This window comes from Oscillospiraceae bacterium CM, from assembly GCA_022870705.1.
Taxonomy (GTDB): domain Bacteria; phylum Bacillota; class Clostridia; order Oscillospirales; family Oscillospiraceae; genus Sporobacter.
Window position 1 is genome coordinate 715,394 of sequence record CP072107.1, and the last position, 17,801, is coordinate 733,194.

The 17,801-nt window shown below is 55.0% G+C and carries 19 protein-coding genes; all 19 read left to right on the forward strand.

Features of this window, described 5'->3' with window-relative positions:
- The 19 genes from IZU99_03665 (at position 1) to IZU99_03755 (ending at position 17,794) form a co-directional block, all read left to right on the forward strand.
- Positions 1–768: a hypothetical protein gene (locus IZU99_03665; GenBank protein ID UOO38362.1), complete on the forward strand. Its 768-nt coding sequence runs from the start codon at positions 1–3 to the stop codon at positions 766–768.
- On the forward strand, positions 746–1,501 hold the full coding sequence (locus IZU99_03670; protein UOO38363.1) for a hypothetical protein: 756 nt from the start codon (positions 746–748) through the stop codon (positions 1,499–1,501). The genes IZU99_03665 and IZU99_03670 overlap by 23 nt, the downstream gene beginning before the upstream one ends.
- Positions 1,498–2,829 (forward strand): CpaF family protein, encoded by a 1,332-nt coding sequence (locus IZU99_03675; protein ID UOO38364.1) that lies wholly within the window; start codon positions 1,498–1,500, stop codon positions 2,827–2,829. The genes IZU99_03670 and IZU99_03675 overlap by 4 nt, the downstream gene beginning before the upstream one ends.
- Positions 2,826–3,761: a hypothetical protein gene (locus IZU99_03680; protein ID UOO38365.1), complete on the forward strand. Its 936-nt coding sequence runs from the start codon at positions 2,826–2,828 to the stop codon at positions 3,759–3,761. Before IZU99_03675 ends, IZU99_03680 begins: the two co-directional genes overlap by 4 nt.
- Positions 3,758–4,630, forward strand: coding sequence for a hypothetical protein (locus IZU99_03685; GenBank protein ID UOO38366.1), 873 nt, complete (start codon positions 3,758–3,760; stop codon positions 4,628–4,630). Before IZU99_03680 ends, IZU99_03685 begins: the two co-directional genes overlap by 4 nt.
- 137 nt (positions 4,631–4,767) lie before the next feature.
- Positions 4,768–4,971, forward strand: coding sequence for a hypothetical protein (locus IZU99_03690; GenBank protein ID UOO38367.1), 204 nt, complete (start codon positions 4,768–4,770; stop codon positions 4,969–4,971).
- A gap of 74 nt (positions 4,972–5,045) precedes the next feature.
- Positions 5,046–5,471, forward strand: a complete 426-nt coding sequence (locus tag IZU99_03695; GenBank protein ID UOO38368.1) for a DUF4320 family protein — start codon at positions 5,046–5,048, stop codon at positions 5,469–5,471.
- Positions 5,468–5,935, forward strand: a complete 468-nt coding sequence (locus IZU99_03700) for a hypothetical protein (protein ID UOO38369.1) — start codon at positions 5,468–5,470, stop codon at positions 5,933–5,935. The genes IZU99_03695 and IZU99_03700 overlap by 4 nt, the downstream gene beginning before the upstream one ends.
- 76 nt (positions 5,936–6,011) lie before the next feature.
- On the forward strand, positions 6,012–6,851 hold the full coding sequence (locus tag IZU99_03705) for a hypothetical protein (protein UOO38370.1): 840 nt from the start codon (positions 6,012–6,014) through the stop codon (positions 6,849–6,851).
- Complete coding sequence (locus IZU99_03710; GenBank protein ID UOO38371.1) at positions 6,832–8,964, forward strand: hypothetical protein; 2,133 nt, start codon at positions 6,832–6,834, stop codon at positions 8,962–8,964. The genes IZU99_03705 and IZU99_03710 overlap by 20 nt, the downstream gene beginning before the upstream one ends.
- Positions 8,965–8,971: 7 nt before the next feature.
- The gene (locus tag IZU99_03715; GenBank protein UOO38372.1) at positions 8,972–9,415 is read left to right on the forward strand and encodes a prepilin peptidase; all 444 of its coding nucleotides are present in this window, start codon (positions 8,972–8,974) and stop codon (positions 9,413–9,415) included.
- A 29-nt stretch (positions 9,416–9,444) separates the two neighbouring features.
- Positions 9,445–9,921, forward strand: a complete 477-nt coding sequence (locus IZU99_03720) for a PcfB family protein (GenBank protein ID UOO38373.1) — start codon at positions 9,445–9,447, stop codon at positions 9,919–9,921.
- Positions 9,918–11,690: a type IV secretory system conjugative DNA transfer family protein gene (locus tag IZU99_03725; protein UOO38374.1), complete on the forward strand. Its 1,773-nt coding sequence runs from the start codon at positions 9,918–9,920 to the stop codon at positions 11,688–11,690. The genes IZU99_03720 and IZU99_03725 overlap by 4 nt, the downstream gene beginning before the upstream one ends.
- Before the next feature lie 49 nt (positions 11,691–11,739).
- Positions 11,740–11,955, forward strand: a complete 216-nt coding sequence (locus IZU99_03730) for a Maff2 family protein (GenBank protein ID UOO38375.1) — start codon at positions 11,740–11,742, stop codon at positions 11,953–11,955.
- A gap of 17 nt (positions 11,956–11,972) precedes the next feature.
- Entirely contained in the window at positions 11,973–12,842 is an 870-nt protein-coding gene (locus tag IZU99_03735; GenBank protein UOO38376.1) for a hypothetical protein, read from the forward strand.
- A 17-nt stretch (positions 12,843–12,859) separates the two neighbouring features.
- Positions 12,860–13,267: a hypothetical protein gene (locus IZU99_03740; protein UOO38377.1), complete on the forward strand. Its 408-nt coding sequence runs from the start codon at positions 12,860–12,862 to the stop codon at positions 13,265–13,267.
- On the forward strand, positions 13,268–13,663 hold the full coding sequence (locus IZU99_03745; protein UOO38378.1) for a PrgI family protein: 396 nt from the start codon (positions 13,268–13,270) through the stop codon (positions 13,661–13,663).
- Positions 13,620–16,034 carry an ATP-binding protein gene (locus IZU99_03750; GenBank protein UOO38379.1) on the forward strand — a complete coding sequence of 805 codons (2,415 nt, stop codon included), beginning with the start codon at positions 13,620–13,622 and terminating at the stop codon, positions 16,032–16,034. The genes IZU99_03745 and IZU99_03750 overlap by 44 nt, the downstream gene beginning before the upstream one ends.
- 5 nt (positions 16,035–16,039) lie before the next feature.
- Positions 16,040–17,794 (forward strand): C40 family peptidase, encoded by a 1,755-nt coding sequence (locus IZU99_03755; GenBank protein UOO38380.1) that lies wholly within the window; start codon positions 16,040–16,042, stop codon positions 17,792–17,794.
- Positions 17,795–17,801 lie beyond the last annotated feature (7 nt).

Sequence of the window (17,801 nt, forward strand, 5' to 3'; positions counted from 1 at the left end):
ATGAAGCTATTGAAAAACAAACTCATTATCGGCTCCCTGTGCATCCTGCTGGGCCTGCTATTCAGTTTTGTCGCCCTGCCCGCCCTGTTTGATGGTGGGCAGGACACAGCCGTCAGCGTAGTCCGCATGAAAACGCCCGTGCAGGCCGGAGAACAGATCACCGCCGAAATGGTGGAGATCGTGAGCGTGCCGGAATATTTAGCGTCGGGCCTGCTGCGCGACATCGCTTCGGCGGTTGGACAATACGCCAACGCCGACCTTTACGCCGGGGATTATCTCACCGCCGCAAAGCTTTCTCAGGAGTTGCCGGAACGCAGCCTTCTTTCGGCGGGCGAAGCCAAGGGCAGGACAGTGGTATCCGTCACCTTGCCTTCCCTGGCCTCCGGTGTTTCCGGGCGCATCCTTCCCGGTGATGTGGTGACGGTTATCGCCATTCCCAAAGGCAACACAAACCAGACGCTTGGTATCGACCCGGAAACGGAGCCGGTCGATTCCTCCGGCGCGGTCATTTACCCCGAGCTGGAATATATCGAGGTCTGCATGATAACCGACAGTACCGGCGCGGACGCGGAGGTTACTGCCAACCCGGAGGAAGATATGGAAAACAGCCTGCCCGTCACCGTGTCCTTCTACGCTACACAGGAACAGGCCGTCCGGCTGGCCGAGCTGGAACAGCAGGGCGTTTTCCATATCGCGTTTGTTGCCCGCGGAGAATCCGTAACGAAATACATCTCCGACGCCGTTCTTGCGGGAACGGAGGTGGATTGACATGCTCATCGCCATATGGGGACGGGACGGCACCGGAAAAAGCGCGCTCAGCGACGCGTTGGGCGGGCAGCTTGCCAAACGGAGCGTCACGGCCATCCTCGACACCGACCTCACCCAGCCTACCTTGCCCATGCGGGTAAACGGTAAAAAGCTCGCTGGGGATGCGTCGCTCGGCAAGGCCATATCCGGCGGCATAACCGGCGGCATCGCCCATTACCTGCATCGTCACCCGCGCCGCAAGAGTTTGTTTTATGCGGGGCTGACCGATACGGACGAATACATGACTTACGAGATCGGGCTGGAAGCCAAGGACGCGGCACAGGATTTCATCAGCCAGTGCGCGGGGCTTGCGGATACGGTGATCCTTGACCTTTCGGGACAGCGCACCGACCCCTTTATTCCTTGCGCCCTTGCCCGTGCGGAAAAAGTGATCGTCCTCATTACGCCGGATGTGCAGGGCGTCTGCTGGTTTAACGCCGTAAAGCCGCTGCTGGAAGCCATGAACGCCCAGGGGCGTGTGCTGCCGGTTGCGGCCATGGTGGATCACCATGCCGTCGATGCCGTGGAAAAGATATTGGATTTGCGATTCGCCGCCGAATTGCCCTATGTTCGGGAACTTCGGCAAATACAGGATACCGGCGCTGACCCGCTGGACGGTACTACGCGCGCCGCTGCCCGATACGCCAAGCAGGTACGAAAGCTCTGCGGGCTGCTGAAGGAGGTGGGCACATGAACCATACGCTTCGGGAACTGGTTTACGAAGAACAGAACACCGGCGTACAGGAAAAGGACGCTTATGAAGCCGTGCTGGAACAGGTGCGCGGCTATGTGTCGGAAACCCACGCGGAAACCCTTGCTCAAAGCCTTACCGAAAAATCCGCAACGGAATCCATCAAGCGGTTGATCGAAGAATACGTTACAACCCAGCATTTGCGTGTGGACGGATGCTCCATACAGGAGCTGACCGACCGGATTTACAGGGACATGGCGGGTTTCGGGTTTCTGGATCGGTATATTGCCGACCCGGACGTTGAAGAAATCAACGGGAATAGCTGGCGGGATATCGAGATCGTCACGCGTTCCGGGTGGAGAAAAATCCCGGAGCGTTTTCTTTCTCCACAGCACGCCGAAGATACCTTGCGCAAGATGGTGCGCCTGGGTGGTTTGGTGCTGGACGGCACAAACCCAACGGTGGACAGCTACATCACGCAGGGCATCCGCATATCAGCCATCATCCCGCCCGTCACCGACAGGCGCAGCGGCGCGGTGTTCTCGATCCGACGCCAGCGCATGGCGCGCGTGACGAAACAGCAGCTTGTAGATTGGAACACGGCGACGCCGGAAATGCTGGATTTTCTCGCGCTTTGCATAAACTTCGGCGTATCCATCGGGCTGGCAGGTAAAACCGGGAGCGGCAAGACCACCGATATTTCCTATCTGCTGGGGGCTGCCGACAAAGCTAAGCGCATCTATACCATAGAGGAAACGCGGGAGCTGGATTTGTTTAGCGTGGACGATCAGGGGAACGCGCAAAATCGCGTGATCCATACCTGCACCCGGCCCAGCGACATGGAAAGCGCCGACGTGGATATGAACGACCTGCTGCGCAAAGCCCTGCGCTTTTCACCGGATATCATCGTGGTTGCGGAAATGCGCGGCGCGGAAGCCATGACCGCGCAGGAGGCGGCCCGAACCGGGCATACGGTAGTGACCAGTCTGCACGCCAACTCCGCACGGAAAGCCTATGGGCGTATCCTCTCCATGTGCCAGATGTCGGGTACCCATATCTCTACCAATATTCTCATGGGCTTCGTGGCCGAGGCGTTCCCCGTTATGGCATTCAAAAAACAATCGCCAGACGGCACACGCCGTATCATGGAGATCGTGGAGGCCACCGGCGTGCGGGACGGCGCGGTACAGGCCAGCACGCTTTTTCGCTACGATACCGCGACCGGCAGCTTTGTTCAGGCGGGCGGCATATCCGAAAGCCTTGCGGACTCGCTGTTGGAAAACGGCGCGGAACAAGCTGCCGTAGCCCGTTTCAGGGAGGTAAAGACATGATTCTCGTTCAGATACTTTGTGCCCTGCTCATCATCGCGGGGCTTTTTTTGATGCACGGCCTCAGCGTTTCGGATATGATCGGCTGGCTCGTAAACCCCTTCCAGCGGCAGCATGAACGGAAAAAGAAAATACGCCGTATCACCGGCAAACGTAAAGGCCGACTGGCCGCCGCTGCGGACAATGCCAGAGAAATGCTGACGGCAGCCAATATGGGCGAAAAGATCGGCTCATACAAGCTGGCGGCGGTGCTGCTGGCATCCATTGGACTGCTTATCGGACTGGTGTTGGATAACGTTCTTGCCGGACTGGTGCTGGCTGTCGGTCTTGGTTGCTCGCCGCTGATCGTGATCCGTATCCGCACCGGCGATTATATCCGAAGCCTGCACGAAAAGCTGGAAAGCGCAATGGGCACCGTCACCAACAGCTATGTTTCCTCTGGCGACCTGATCGGCGCGGTGGAAAGCAGCCTGCATCTGCTCCCGACCCCGTTGGACGGCGTATTCCGGCAGTTCCATAGGGAAATCCAGCTCATTGATTCCGATGTGGTAAAGGCTCTTGGAAGGCTGCGCACCCGGATTGATAACCGGTATTGGCGGGACTGGTGCGACGTGCTGGTGCAATGCCAGCGTGACCGGCAACTCCGGTACGCGCTGCCCGGCATTGTGAACCGGTTGGGCGAAATGCGCCGGGCACAGATGGAAGCGGATACCGCCATACAAAAGCAGATCAGCGATTACATCCTCACGGTTCTGATCGTTCTCGGCTCCATCCCCCTGATGGCCGCCATGATGCCGGATTGGTACACCATGCTCTCGCAGACGGCGGCGGGGAAAATCACGCTGGCCGTGGTACTGGCCGCTGTGCTGGCAACGGCCGTTTGGGTGGCACGGCTATACCGCCCGGTGGTCGCGGAAGGCGGTGAAAAGCTATGACAGTTCTATATTACGGACTGCCCGGTCTGCTCATCGCCTTTGGTCTGTTCCGTATTGCGCAAACGGCGCTGCCCGACCGCAAAGCGGTGAACGCGATACGCAATATCCACGGAAAGCGCGATATAGCCCAGCACTTGCAGTCTGCGCTTTTGCCGGTGGCGCGGTTTTTCTCAAAACGGTTTCCCATGAGCGAATACAAGGCAAAGCGGATGGAGGCTGATTTTTCCCGCTTGGGTTTGGCACAAAACCCATCGGAATATGTGGGCGCGGCCATGGCAAAATCCATGCTGCTTGCCCTGACCGGCCTTTTGTTTGTCCCTTTGGGCGTTCCGTGGCTGACATTTATCACCGCCTTTGCTGCCCTACTCGCATACTTTCAGGCGATACAGTCTATCCGAAAACAAGCGGAGGCGCTGAACCGCGAGATCGAAGCGGAGCTTCCGCGCCTTGTGGAAACCCTCAATTACGCCTTGCAGGACAGCCGCGACCTGCTTGCTTTCTTTGAGAAGTACCGCCGCGTGGCGGGAAAGGCGTTGGGTACGGAGCTTGACCGCCTGTTAGCCAACATGAAAACCGGCAATCAGGAAGCGGCTCTGCGCCGAATGGACGCGCGGCTCGGCCTGCCGTCCTTCTCCGCTTTGTGCGCGATTCTTTGCGGCGTGCATCAGGGCGTGGATCAGCGTGTCAGCCTGCTGGTGCTGGAACAGGATTTGCGTACAAAAGAGCGCGAAGCCCTCCGGCGCGTCATGGAGAAGAAGCCCGGACGCATTAAGACGGCTTCGTTTATTCTCACAGTATTGATGATATTGATGTTTATGGTGCCGCTGGTTCTGATGATTCTGGAGAACCTGCAAGCCGCGGGCATGTAAACAATCCATCCGCTTACCAAGGCAGCGCCGAAAGGAGGGCTGCTTTTTCTATGCGCTGCCGGATTCGGGCGGGTTTTATATATACGCCATCCCCGAACATCCACCAATATTTTATATGAAGAAAAGGAGAAATCATCATGCAGAAAATCAAAAACACCATTCGCCGTTTCGCCGCCGACCGGAAAGCCGAGGGCTTTTTGGATGTCGCCATGAAAATCCTCATCGTCGTGGTCATCGGCGCTGCCGTGCTGCTCATTCTCAGAACTTCCGTACCGACTCTGTTCCAGGGGTTGATTGACAAAATCGCTGGTACGCTGACTGGCATTGACATACTGAAGTAAAACGGAGAAACACATTACAAAATGGCATGGGGGCTGCCCAGCAGCGGCCCCCTTCCCATTTGGAAAGGAGCCGTATGAGGAAAAGGTTTATCCGCGACCAGACCGCCGAGGGCTATATCGATGTGGCAATCACCGTGCTAATCGTATTTACCCTTATGGCGTCGCTCATGGCGCTGTTCCCAATATTCACCGCCCAGCAGAGCCTTAATCAGACCGCTCGATATATGGCGCGCACCGTGGAGCTTTACGGAAAAGCCGATGACGCAACGCTCAGTTCCGTCACGGAGGACGGGGATTTTACCGTTCCAGACAGCGTTGATGTTGAAACGCAGTGGCACGACGTGTCACAAAGAACGATCCAGCTTAAAACACAGTTCACCGTTACTATCGTCAAAACAGTTCCCATTGTGATTCTGAGTCCCGCTTTGGGAGATCCGCTGGTAATCAATGTACGTATATCCGCATCAGCAAACGGCATTTCGGAGGTGTACTGGAAATGAAGCGTTTTGTCAGGGATACGCGCGGCAGCACACCCATTTGGGCGGCTTTTATCATACTCATTCTCATTACACTATCCTTTGTGGTGTATGCGGGCGTGACGGTGTACACGAATTATATGACCTGCGAAACCGAGGTGGAGCGCGCGGCTGTCATTGCTGTAGACAGCAACATGAAAAACGAAAATGTACGCGATGTAAGTATCGACATCCCCGCACAGCCTACGCAGACCGATGTGGAGAGCAATTTGGCCGTAGCCGGTTTTGTCAAAAGCGGGAGCCAAAGCTGGAAGAAGTACAAGGGCGATAAGCTGCTTTATGAAATCAGAAATCTTACCGTTACCGTGGAAAATGAACAGATGCAACTGTCCGGCCTATTCGTGATGCCGCTTCCTTGGACGGTCGGCGGGCAGACGGAGGTGGAAATACCGATCACAGTGCGCTCCCGAATCCTCTTTTTGGAGTGACGCCATACCCCCGGTACGCTTGGCTGCAAAGGCAAAGCAGCTAGACTTAAAATATATGACCAAAGGAGGAAGCACGATGAAAAGGCTCATTATCCTGATTTTTACCTTCGCCTGTGTAGCCCTGCTTTTTGCGGGAACGGCCTTTGCCGGGACAGCGCCGGAAGCGGCAAGCTATTTTACGCATTCCGGCTACAACAAAACCTACACGGGTGAGGACGGCACAAGCCATACCATGGCGGTTAAGTGGGTAGGCGAAACGTGGAACAAGCTCGGCACCGTTATTTACAGCATCAATTATGAGGACGTATATCAGAAGGACGGCAATACCTACATCGATGTGATGAGCGCCACCGAGATTTACGAAAACGCGAGGCCAACCTATCCTGACAGTGAGCGTCACAGCGTTTATCAGGTCAAATGGTATGCGGACAGCAGTAAGGAGGTTGTCAGCGATTACCGGCCCGCAGAGCCGGAAGAAACGGTTACGCAGACAGCGCCGCCGGAGGAAACGACGGCTCCGACAACGCCATCTGCGGCCCCGGCAGACCCAACACCGGCCTCGACGGACAAAACTGCAACAAAACCGACAGAAAGCGTGACGCCCGTTCCGAAATCTTCGGATACGCCGGGCAGCCCACCCGACACCAGCCCCGTGCCATCAGCAGATACACCAGCGGTCACGACCAGGCCAATACCTGATATAACGGCAGCGCAGGAAAACGTGACTGCCGAAAGCGCCAACCCTTCGCCGTCCGCACCATCACCGGAGGAAGAACCGGAAAACGCCCCGCAGGACGCCAGCGCTTCCCGATGGATTTGGCTGGTGATTGTCCTCTCCGGGATCAGCGCTTGTATATTGCTTGCCCTTTACCGGCGCAGGAAGGAGGAAAAAGACCATGAGGATCATGAAGCGTAGCTTTGCGGCGCTGCTTTGCCTGCTGACCATCATCGGCGTCCTGCCACTGGGCGCGACCATCGCAAACGCGGCGGAGCTTCCGGCAACCAAAACGGTAAGCGTAACCGTGAAGTTTTTCGGTTCCCGCTCCGCCAGCAGCTTTCCCGCAACGCGGAGTTATGATGATGGCCAGTATTCGGGCACGCTGACCCGGCAGAACAGTACGCTGAGAAGCGTTGTTCGCGCCACGCCCACCGTTACCTACGCATACCGTTCGGACATCAAATACCCGAACGATAAATCCGCTGCCGGGCAATACAGTTTCCCGTCCACTTATTCGTCCAGCTACTACGATTCGGTATCCGGGCAGTATTTTCCGGCCACGCTGTCGAAGTCCGGCTCCCCATATTTTTCGGGTTCGGTTACATCTACGACCATGTATTGGACGCATTACGGATATCAGTATGACCCGATTAACCATACAAAGCTGGGCTACATGTCCAACAATTCCACGACCTATTATAGTGGAAGCCTGCGTTATTCCGACCCTCCAAGGCAGCCCACCGATTATTACGGGCCGCCCGCTGAGTTGGGGTTGGGCTGGGTGCAGTATAAAGCGCCCGAATGGGACGGCGCTTTGCAGGACGCTGAACAAGAACCGTGGCGCTCCCTTTGCATCACTTACCACGGTGTCGCAAGATTCAAAAATGATACCGAGACGACCTCCAATCGCTATCGCAGACCGGTTCGTATCTTCTACCGCAGAACAGCCAACAGCCAATACATCTACCAAGCCTACTCCGGGCGGGCTACCGTAACCGACACAGAAATCACCTATACGGGCACAGTCACCCTTAAAATGGCCGACCTTACGGTCACAAGCCTGACCACCAACAAATCGGTCTATGAGGCGGGAGAAGCCGTGACGGTGACGGCCACGGTAAAAAACCAAGGGTACAGCACGGCCAGCGGCTTTATTGTCCGCTTGTCCTCCAGCCCTTCCGTCACCATGCAGAACCGGACGATAACCCTCGCGGCGGGCGCGTCCACAACGGTGACATATACCTTTGCGGCACCGACCGGCCTTAATAACCAAAATATTACGCTGACGGTAATGGCAGATGCCAACAACGCCATTCAGGAAAGTAACGAAAACAACAACTCCCGTTTCACGGCCATTGCTGTCAACGCCCTGAGGCCGGATATAGCGGTGATCGATTCGTCCATTACCAACTGGTACGCGGGGAAAACTGTCACAGTGTCGGCCACCGTGCGAAACCGGACGGCGCAGCCGGTGCCTTCCGTTGCCGTCCGTCTGACGATTGGCGGCGCTTCTTATACGGAGAACATCCCCCTTCCCGGCAGCGGCAGCAACCTCGCCGTATTCAAGATTACGGTGCCGTCGCCCGGAAGCTATACCGTTCGCGTCACCGCCGACCCGGACGGTACGCTGAATGAAACGGACGAAAGCAACAACCTCCTGACAAAAACCATTCAGGTTATAGCCGTGCCGGAATCCCTTGTGGCCGATCCCGACGATGCGGCGATGGAGCAGCGGTACAAGGCGCAGGGACTGGCCACCCTTCCTTCCACGTCATCCTCCAATTACCACACATGGCAGGAAGTCCGTCTGGAAAACGGCAGCTATGTTACGAAAACCTATTACGCCCGGATGACCACCGTGTTTAAGATTTTGCCGGACAGCCGCATTGCCGACGCCGACAGTCCCCGAACGATGGAATCCGGGTTTGGCTTCTCCATCCAATGCTCAACCGTCCTGACCACCAATTACGACCGCCCGGATAAGCTTGTGGGCACACAGATGGTATGGGTACGTTCCCCGGAAAGCGCCTACGGGCAGTTATCCGCATGGCAGAATGTACGGGATAGCCTGACAGTGAAAACAGGCGCGGCAGGCGGCACGAACGTTACATGGCAGCTTGCCGTCAATCCGTATTCCGTCACGGATAGCCGGTTGCATTACACACCGCTTTGGTTCCCGGACGGTGAATACACCGCATGGGCACAGGCATTCTACGCATGGACGCCGGTGGGCCAGCTCTATGAGCATAAGACCGACACGCTGACCATTGAGGGCGATATGTACGACCGGATTACCACGGTCAGGAGGTAAATCAAATATGGAAACCGCTTTAGGCATCCTGACGGATGCTTTTTTTGTTGCCCTGCTCATTTGGTGCGCCTATACGGATATAAAAGCGCGCACTATTTCCAATCTGTCTGTTATCCTGCTGCTGTGCCTGGGACTGGCGCACCTGCTGCTTACACTGCTGACCGGCGCTGCATGGTGGGTGTACCCTGCGGGGCTTCTCCTGTCCGTACCCTTCTTTGCGTCCTGGCTAAAAGGGCATATGGGCGGCGGCGATGTGAAGCTCTTGATGGGCATCGGCTTGTACCTGGGACTCATCCATACGCTGCTGGCGTTCGCCCTGATGCTCCCCTTGCTGGGAGCGCTGGCAATCCATTCATGGAGAAAGACCCGGACGCTGCGACGCTCTATCCCTTTTGCGCCGGTGCTCTCCTTTGGCGCGGGCGGCATCATAATCATCAGCTATCTTCTATAATGCAAGATTCGTGAAAGGAGGTTTGACCCATGCAGGAAGAAGTGGAACACAGAACCGTAACACTGGCCATCAGTACCACCAAACTTACAGGCCGGGTGCTGAAAGCGGCTATTCGCAAGCTGCTGGCTTCGTGGAAAAAAGGCCGGGACAGCCCGAAAATCCCCCACGGGAAACAAACGGTCAAGCAGTTGATCGGCCAGAACGCCGGAGTGTCTAACATCGAAATCACCGACAGCAATATCAAATCCTTTGAGAGCGTGGCGCGCAAATATGGCGTGGACTTTGCCGTCAAAAAGGACGCAACAGTGCGACCGCCCAAATTCCTTGTCTTTTTCAAAGCACGCGACGCCGATGCGCTGACCGCCGCGTTTCAGGAGTTCACCGTCAAAACGGTGCGCAAAACGGAGCGTCCTTCCGTTCTCGCCCAGCTCCGAAAGTTCAAGGAACTGCTGAAAAACAGCGTGATCGACAAGGTAAAGCGCCGGGAACAGGAGCAGACACGATGAAAACAACGATCAAAAAGCTGCTTCCCAACCTGCCTTACCTGTTTATCGGCTTGTTTGCCACCAATCTCGGTGAGGCGTGGCGACTGGCATCCGGCGCGGATTTCAGCGCGAAGCTGCTGCATATTTTAGACGGCCTTACCGCCGCGTTCCAAAACCCGCTTCCCAACTTCCACCCCGGCGACCTGCTCATCGGCCTGCTGCTGGCCGCCGCTCTCCGGTTGGCGGTGTACGTCAAAGGGCGCAACGCCCGGAAGTTCCGCAGGAATGTGGAATACGGCTCCGCGCGCTGGGGAACGGCCAAGGACATTCAGCCATACATTGACCCTCTTTTTGAGAACAACGTCATCTTGACGCAGACCGAACGGCTTACCATGAACAACCGCCCCAAAGACCCACGGACGGCGCGGAATAAAAATGTGCTGATCGTGGGCGGCTCCGGCAGCGGCAAGACCCGCTTTGTCTTGAAGCCGAACCTCATGCAGTGCCACAGTTCCTATGTCGTGACCGATCCCAAGGGCAGCGTTGTGGTGGAATGCGGAAAGCTATTGCAGCGCAAGGGCTACCGCATCAAAATCCTCAACACCATCAATTTCAAAAAGTCCATGCATTACAATCCTTTCGCCTACATCCACAGCGAAAAGGATATTTTGAAGCTGGTCACAACCCTGATTACCAACACCAAGGGCGAGGGCAAGCCCTCCGATGACTTTTGGGTAAAAGCGGAAACGCTCCTGTATACGGCGCTGATCGGCTACATCCACTATGAAGCGCCGCAGGAGGAACAGAATTTTTCCACCCTCATTGAGTTTATAGGCGCTTCGGAAGTCCGGGAGGATGATGAGGAATTTGAGAATCCGGTTGACTTGATGTTCAAGGAACTGGAGAAGAAGAATCCGAACCACTTTGCCGTCCGGCAGTATAAGAAATACAAGCTGGCGGCGGGCAAAACAGCAAAAAGCATCCTGATTTCCTGCGGCGCGAGGCTTGCACCCTTTGACATTCAGGAGCTGCGCGAGCTGACAGCCTATGACGAAATGGAGCTGGACACCCTGGGCGACCGCAAGACGGCACTGTTCATCATCATTTCCGATACCGACGATACGTTCAATTTTTTAGTATCTATGGCCTATACCCAGCTTTTCAACCTGCTGTGCGAAAAAGCTGATGATGTATACGGCGGCAGACTCCCGGTGCATGTGCGCTGCCTGATCGACGAATGCGCAAATATCGGGCAGATACCCAAGCTGGAAAAGCTTATGGCGACCATCCGCAGCCGGGAAATCTCGGCTTGTCTGTTTTTACAGGCGCAGAGCCAGCTCAAGGCGATTTATAAAGACAACGCCGATACCATCACGGGTAACTGCGACAGCGCTATTTTCCTGGGCGGCAAGGAGCGCACCACCTTAAAGGAGCTGTCCGAAACTTTAGGAAAGGAGACGATAGACCTCTACAACACCTCCGAGAACCGGGGACGCGAAAAGTCTTATGGCCTCAGTTATCAGAAGCTGGGAAAGGAGCTGATGAGCATGGATGAGCTGGCCGTCATGAGCGGCGGCAAGTGCGTCTTTCAGCTTCGGGGCGTAAGGCCATTTCTCTCGGAGAAGTACGACATCACCAAGCATCCTAACTACAAATATCTGTCCGACGCCGACACTAAAAACACATTTAGTATCGAAAAGTATCTTTCCACCAGATTAAAACCCAAGCCGGATGAGGTTTACGATGTATACGACATCGACCTCTCCGACGAACCGGAAACCGCCCAGTGAGGCGGTTTTTTCATGTATCCACATCAAAACAAAAAATGGAGGTAATAGTATGGCTTTCTTTAACAGCGCGGTAGATGTACTGCAAACTCTCGTAATTGCCCTGGGCGCGGGCCTTGCCATCTGGGGCGCGATTAACCTTCTCGAAGGTTACGGAAACGATAATCCGGGTGCAAAATCCCAAGGCATGAAGCAGCTCATGGCAGGTGGCGGCGTAGCCCTGATCGGTCTTGTACTGGTGCCTCTGCTCTCCGGCCTGTTCGGTTGATCGGCGGGTAAACGGTTATGCAAAGCATCATCGACAAAATTACCGAATGGCTGAAAGGCATTTTGACCGACGGCATTGTGGGGAATTTGTCGGGGATGTTCGATAGCGTCAACACACAGGTTGGCGAGATCGCGGGTGAAGTGGGCAAGACGCCGCTGCAATGGAACAGCGGCGTCTTTTCCATGATCCAGAACCTCTCCGAAACGGTCATCATCCCCATTGCCGGACTGATACTGGCCTTTGTGATGTGCTACGAGCTGATCCAAATGGTCATAGACAGAAACAACCTGCACGACATGGACACCTGGATGTTCTTCAAATGGGTGTTCAAAACTTTTGTGGCGGTGCTGCTCGTCACCAATACCTTTAATATCATCATGGGCGTGTTCGACATGGCGCAGCATGTGGTCAACCAAAGTGCGGGCGTCATCATATCCGACGCCGGAATCGACCTTGCCACCGCGATACCCGATATGGAAACGCGCTTGCAGGCGATGGAATTAGGCCCCCTTTTCGGGCTGTGGTTCCAGAGCATTTTCGTGGGCATCACCATGAAAGCACTGTCCGTCTGCATCTTCATCATCATTTATGGGAGGATGCTGGAAATCTACCTTATGACCTCACTCGGCCCGATTCCACTTGCTACGATGGTCAACCGGGAATGGGGCAGCATGGGACAAAACTACCTGAAATCCCTGCTTGCGCTGGGTTTCCAAGCCTTTCTCATCATGGTCTGCGTGGGCATCTATGCGGTGCTGGTACAGAATATCGCAACGGAAACCGATATCATCGCGGCGGTATGGGCCTGCATGGGCTACACGGTACTGCTGTGCTTCACGCTTTTCAAAACAGGAAGCCTGTCAAAGGCTATTTTTAACGCGCATTAACGGAGGTGATCAATGCGATGCAGGACAAATTAGACCAATTATTTGAGCGGCTGGATGAAAATCTCGCAGAGTTCAGGGCCAATTGGGCGGCCATGAGCAGCGACGCGCTGATCGACAGCTCCCGCGAAATTACAGCTATTAAAGACGCCCATTACTATCTGACGGAAAGTCACGGCTTTGAACCGGAGGAAACAGATTATCTGCTGCTGTTCCAAAACCCTTTGCAGATTGTCGCGGACAAGTGGTTGGAGAGAACAGAAGACTTGAGTGATTTCAGCTTCGCGCTGAATGAGGTGTTTGACAAGCAGGACGCACTGCGGGATTATGATCTGAAAGAAAAGCCGTCCGTGCTGGAAAAGCTCCGAAACGCCGCAATCCCCGCCGCAAAGCCCGGACACCCCTCCAAAGAACAGGAGGTGCGATAAATGGCTTACGTTCCCGTTCCCAAAGACCTGACGAAAATCAAAACCAAGGTGATGTTCAATCTCACCAAACGGCAGCTCATTTGCTTCAGCCTTGCGGCTATAGCGGGGATTCCGTTGTTCTTTCTGCTCAAAGCCCATACCAGCGTGAGCGCGGCGGCCCTGATGATGGTGCTGTCCATGCTCCCGTTTTTCATGTTCGCTCTATACGAAAAGAATGGCCAGCCTCTTGAGGTGCTTCTGCGACATATCATTCAGGCACGCTTTGTGCGTCCCAAGCAAAGGCTGTATCGGACGAACAATTTTTATGCCGTCCTCGACCGGCAAATCCATCTCGACAAGGAGGTAAAAGCCATTGTTACAGGAAAAGAAAAAGCACGCCGCGCCCGAAAAGCCTGACCACAAGCTGTCCCGCGCGGAAAATAAACAGATTGCCGCCGCCATACAGCGTGCCAGGGGCAACCCGAAGGAAATATCGGCGCAGCAGTCCATCCCATACCGTCGTATGTACCCGGACGGCATCTGCCAGGCGACGAACACCCTATACACCAAGACTATTCAGTTTCAGGACATCAACTACCAGCTTGCACAGAATGAGGATAAGACCGCCATTTTTGAGGGCTGGTGCGATTTCCTCAACTATTTCGACAGTTCCATCCGCTTTCAGTTTTCCTTTCTGAACCTGAGCGCCAGCATGGAGGATTTTGAACGGAGCATCTTCATCCCGCCCCAGCGTGACGATTTTGACAGCATCCGTACCGAATACGCGGATATGCTCAAAACCCAGCTTGCCCGGGGCAACAACGGTCTGACCAAGACCAAGTTCATTACCTTTGGTATCGAAGCGGATGGCATCCGCACGGCAAAGCCCCGACTGGAGCGTATCGAGAACGATATTCTTAACAACTTCAAGCGGCTGGGCGTGGCAACCGTCTCGCTGACCGGCGTGGAACGGCTGCGACTGCTGCACAACATATTCCATATGGACGGAAACGAAAAATTCCTGTTTGACTGGAACTGGCTGGCTCCCTCCGGCCTTTCAACCAAGGACTATATCGCCCCGTCCTCCTTCGAATTTAAGGAAACCCGTGTATTCAGAATGGGCAAAAAAGGAGGAACTGTATCCTTCCTGCAAATCCTCGCGCCGGAACTCAACGACCGGATGCTGGCGGAATTTCTGGATATGGAAAGCAGCCTGATCGTCACCATGCACATCCAGTCCATCGACCAGAACGCGGCTATCAAGACAATCAAGCGCAAAATCACCGATCTGGATTCCATGAAGATTCAGGAACAGAAAAAAGCCGTGCGCTCTGGCTACGACATGGACATTATTCCCTCCGATCTCGCCACCTATGGCGGGGAGGCGAAAAAGCTGCTGCAAGACTTGCAAAGCCACAATGAACGCATGTTTCTCGTCACATTCCTTATTATGAACATTGCGGATGGCAAACGGAGGCTTGGAAACAACGTGTTTCAAGCGAAGGGCATTGCACAAAAATACAACTGCCAGCTTGTGCGGCTGGACTTTCAGCAGGAACAGGGCTTAATGTCCTCCCTTCCGCTGGGGGACAATCAAATCGGCATCCAGCGCGGACTGACCACCTCCAGCACGGCAATCTTCGTGCCTTTTACGACACAGGAGTTGTTTCAACAGGGCGGCGAATCCCTGTACTACGGGTTGAATGCCCTTTCCAACAATCTCATCATGGTAGACAGAAAACTGCTGAAAAACCCCAACGGCCTGATTCTCGGCACACCGGGCAGCGGTAAATCCTTCTCAGCGAAACGTGAAATCACCAACGTGATCCTTATTACAAAAGATGATGTGATCATTTGCGATCCTGAGGGCGAATATTACCCGCTTGTGGCGCGGCTGCGCGGGCAGGTTATTAAAATCTCGCCCACCAGCGCCGACTATATCAATCCGATGGATTTGAACCTCAACTATTCCGAGGAAGATAACCCGCTGACGCTGAAATCCGACTTCATTTTGTCTCTGTGCGAGCTGATCGTCGGCGGTAAGGAGGGCTTGCAGCCCATTGAGAAAACGGTGATCGACCGTTGCGTCCGGCTGGTGTACCGGGATTACCTTACTGACCCACGCCCGGAGAACATGCCCATTCTGGAGGATTTGTACAACGAGCTGCGGCGGCAGGACGAAAAAGAGGCGCAGTACATTGCCACAGCGCTGGAAATCTACGTCACCGGCTCCCTCAACGTATTCAATCACCGCACCAATGTGGACATCACAAACCGGCTCGTCTGCTACGACATCAAGGAGTTGGGCAAACAGCTTAAAAAGCTGGGGATGCTCATCGTGCAGGATCAGGTGTGGAACCGCGTTACCGCCAACCGCGCTGAGGGAAAATCGACCCGCTACTATATTGATGAGTTCCATTTGCTCTTAAAAGAGGAACAGACGGCGGCGTACAGCGTGGAAATCTGGAAGCGCTTTCGTAAGTGGGGCGGCATCCCCACAGGAATCACACAAAACATCAAGGACCTTCTGGCTTCCCGTGAAATTGAGAATATCTTTGAAAACAGCGACTTCATTTACATGCTCAACCAAGCATCCGGCGACCGGCAGATTTTAGCCAAGCAACTCAATATCTCTCCGTACCAGCTTTCCTATGTGACACATTCCGGCGAGGGCGAAGGGCTGCTGTTTTATGGCAATATAATCCTGCCCTTTGCCGATAAGTTCCCGAAAAATACCGAGCTGTACCGCATCATGACCACTCGCCCAAATGAAAAGTACGAGGGGTGATCGGTATGAGCGCCAAGCAGCAGAAAAGCCGGGCTTACCGCCTGCGCTTCACCGACGCGGAGCGCGCCGACCCGGAGCTTTCGCCCCATATCCGCAAAGCGGAGAAAGCGGCGGATAAGCTGGATGCGGCACAGGCGAAAATCCCAAAGAAGAAAGTTCTCCGCAAACAGCGCGTTTTTGATGACGCAAAAGTCAAGCCAAAAACGCGCTTGTATTTTGAGGAAATCGACAAGCCCAAACCGCCATCTAAGCTCACCCACGCGGTTCTTTCAGCACCGGCGCTGGAGGCCCACCGGCAGATCGGTAAGGTGGAACATGAAAATGTCGGCGTGGAGGCGGCCCATAAATTCGAGGTGGCGGCTGAATCGGGCGTCCGCGCGGTTCGTTCTATCCACCGCAGCCATGTGATTAAAGCTCATCGTACCACAGCCGCGCTGGAGAAGAAGGCGGATCGGGCCAACATCAGCATCCTGTATCAAAAAGCGCTGCGGGACAGTCCGCAGTTTTCCTCCAATCCGCTCTCCCGCTGGCAGCAGAAGCAGACCATCAAACGGCAGTACGCTGCCGCGAAAAGGGCCGGGCAGACAGCCGGAACCGCAAAAAAGACAGCCGAACGGACTGCAAAGGCGGCCAAGAAAACCGCCGAAGCCGCTCAAAAGACGGCGGCGTTCGCGGTGCGCAACTGGAAACCCATTCTCATTATCCTGGGCATCGCTTTGGCAGTCATGCTCATTTTCAATGCCATAGGCTCCTGCTCCGTCATGCTGCAAGGCGGCATGAATATGATCGTCGGCACCTCCTATACCGCCGAGGATGAGGATATTCTGGCTGCGGAGGCCCATTATATCGGTTTAGAGAGCGGCCTGCGTCAGAAACTCAGCAACATTGAACGAGATTACCCCGGCTATGACGAATACCGCTATGACCTTGCCGAGATCGGGCACGACCCTTTTGAGCTGATTTCCTATCTAACGGCGCTGTATGAGGATTTTACCGCCGACGAGGTGCAATCAGCGCTGAGCGCCCTGTTTGACCGGCAATACAAGCTGACCGTCACAGAAACCGTAGAAACCCGCTACCGCACCGAGACACGCACGGACACATGGACGGAAACCGACCCTGTGACTGGCGAAACCGTCACCCATACGGACACTTATGAGGTGGAAGTACCCTATGATTACTATATTCTGAACGTTGCGCTGACCAACAATGCGCTGTCGCGGATTGCAGCGGCAGACCTGGATACCGAAAAGCTGGAGCTTTACGCTGTTTATCAGGAAATGCAGGGCAACAAGCCCTATCTGTTCGAGGGAAATATCTACGCGCATCCGGGAGAATACACCGATTACGAAATCCCCCCGGAGGCCCTTGCGGACGCCACCTTTGCGGCGCTCATTGCGGAGGCCGAGAAGTATCTGGGCTACCCTTATGTTTGGGGCGGCTCCAAGCCGTCTACCTCATTCGATTGCAGCGGCTTTGTCTGCTGGGTGCTGGACAACTCCGGCGTGTATCCCATGGGCCGGACAAACGCGCAGGGTATCTTCAACCAAACTACGCCCATTGCTCCCTCCGAGGCCAAGCCCGGCGACATTATCTTTTTCACCGGCACCTACGACAGTTCCGGGCCGGTATCTCATGTCGGAATTTATGTAGGCGACAACATGATGATACACTGCGCCAGCGGCGGCGTGCAGTACGCGCGGATGGACACCAAGTATTGGACACAGCATTTTTATGCCTTTGGCAGACTTCCTCTTTAAGAAAGGA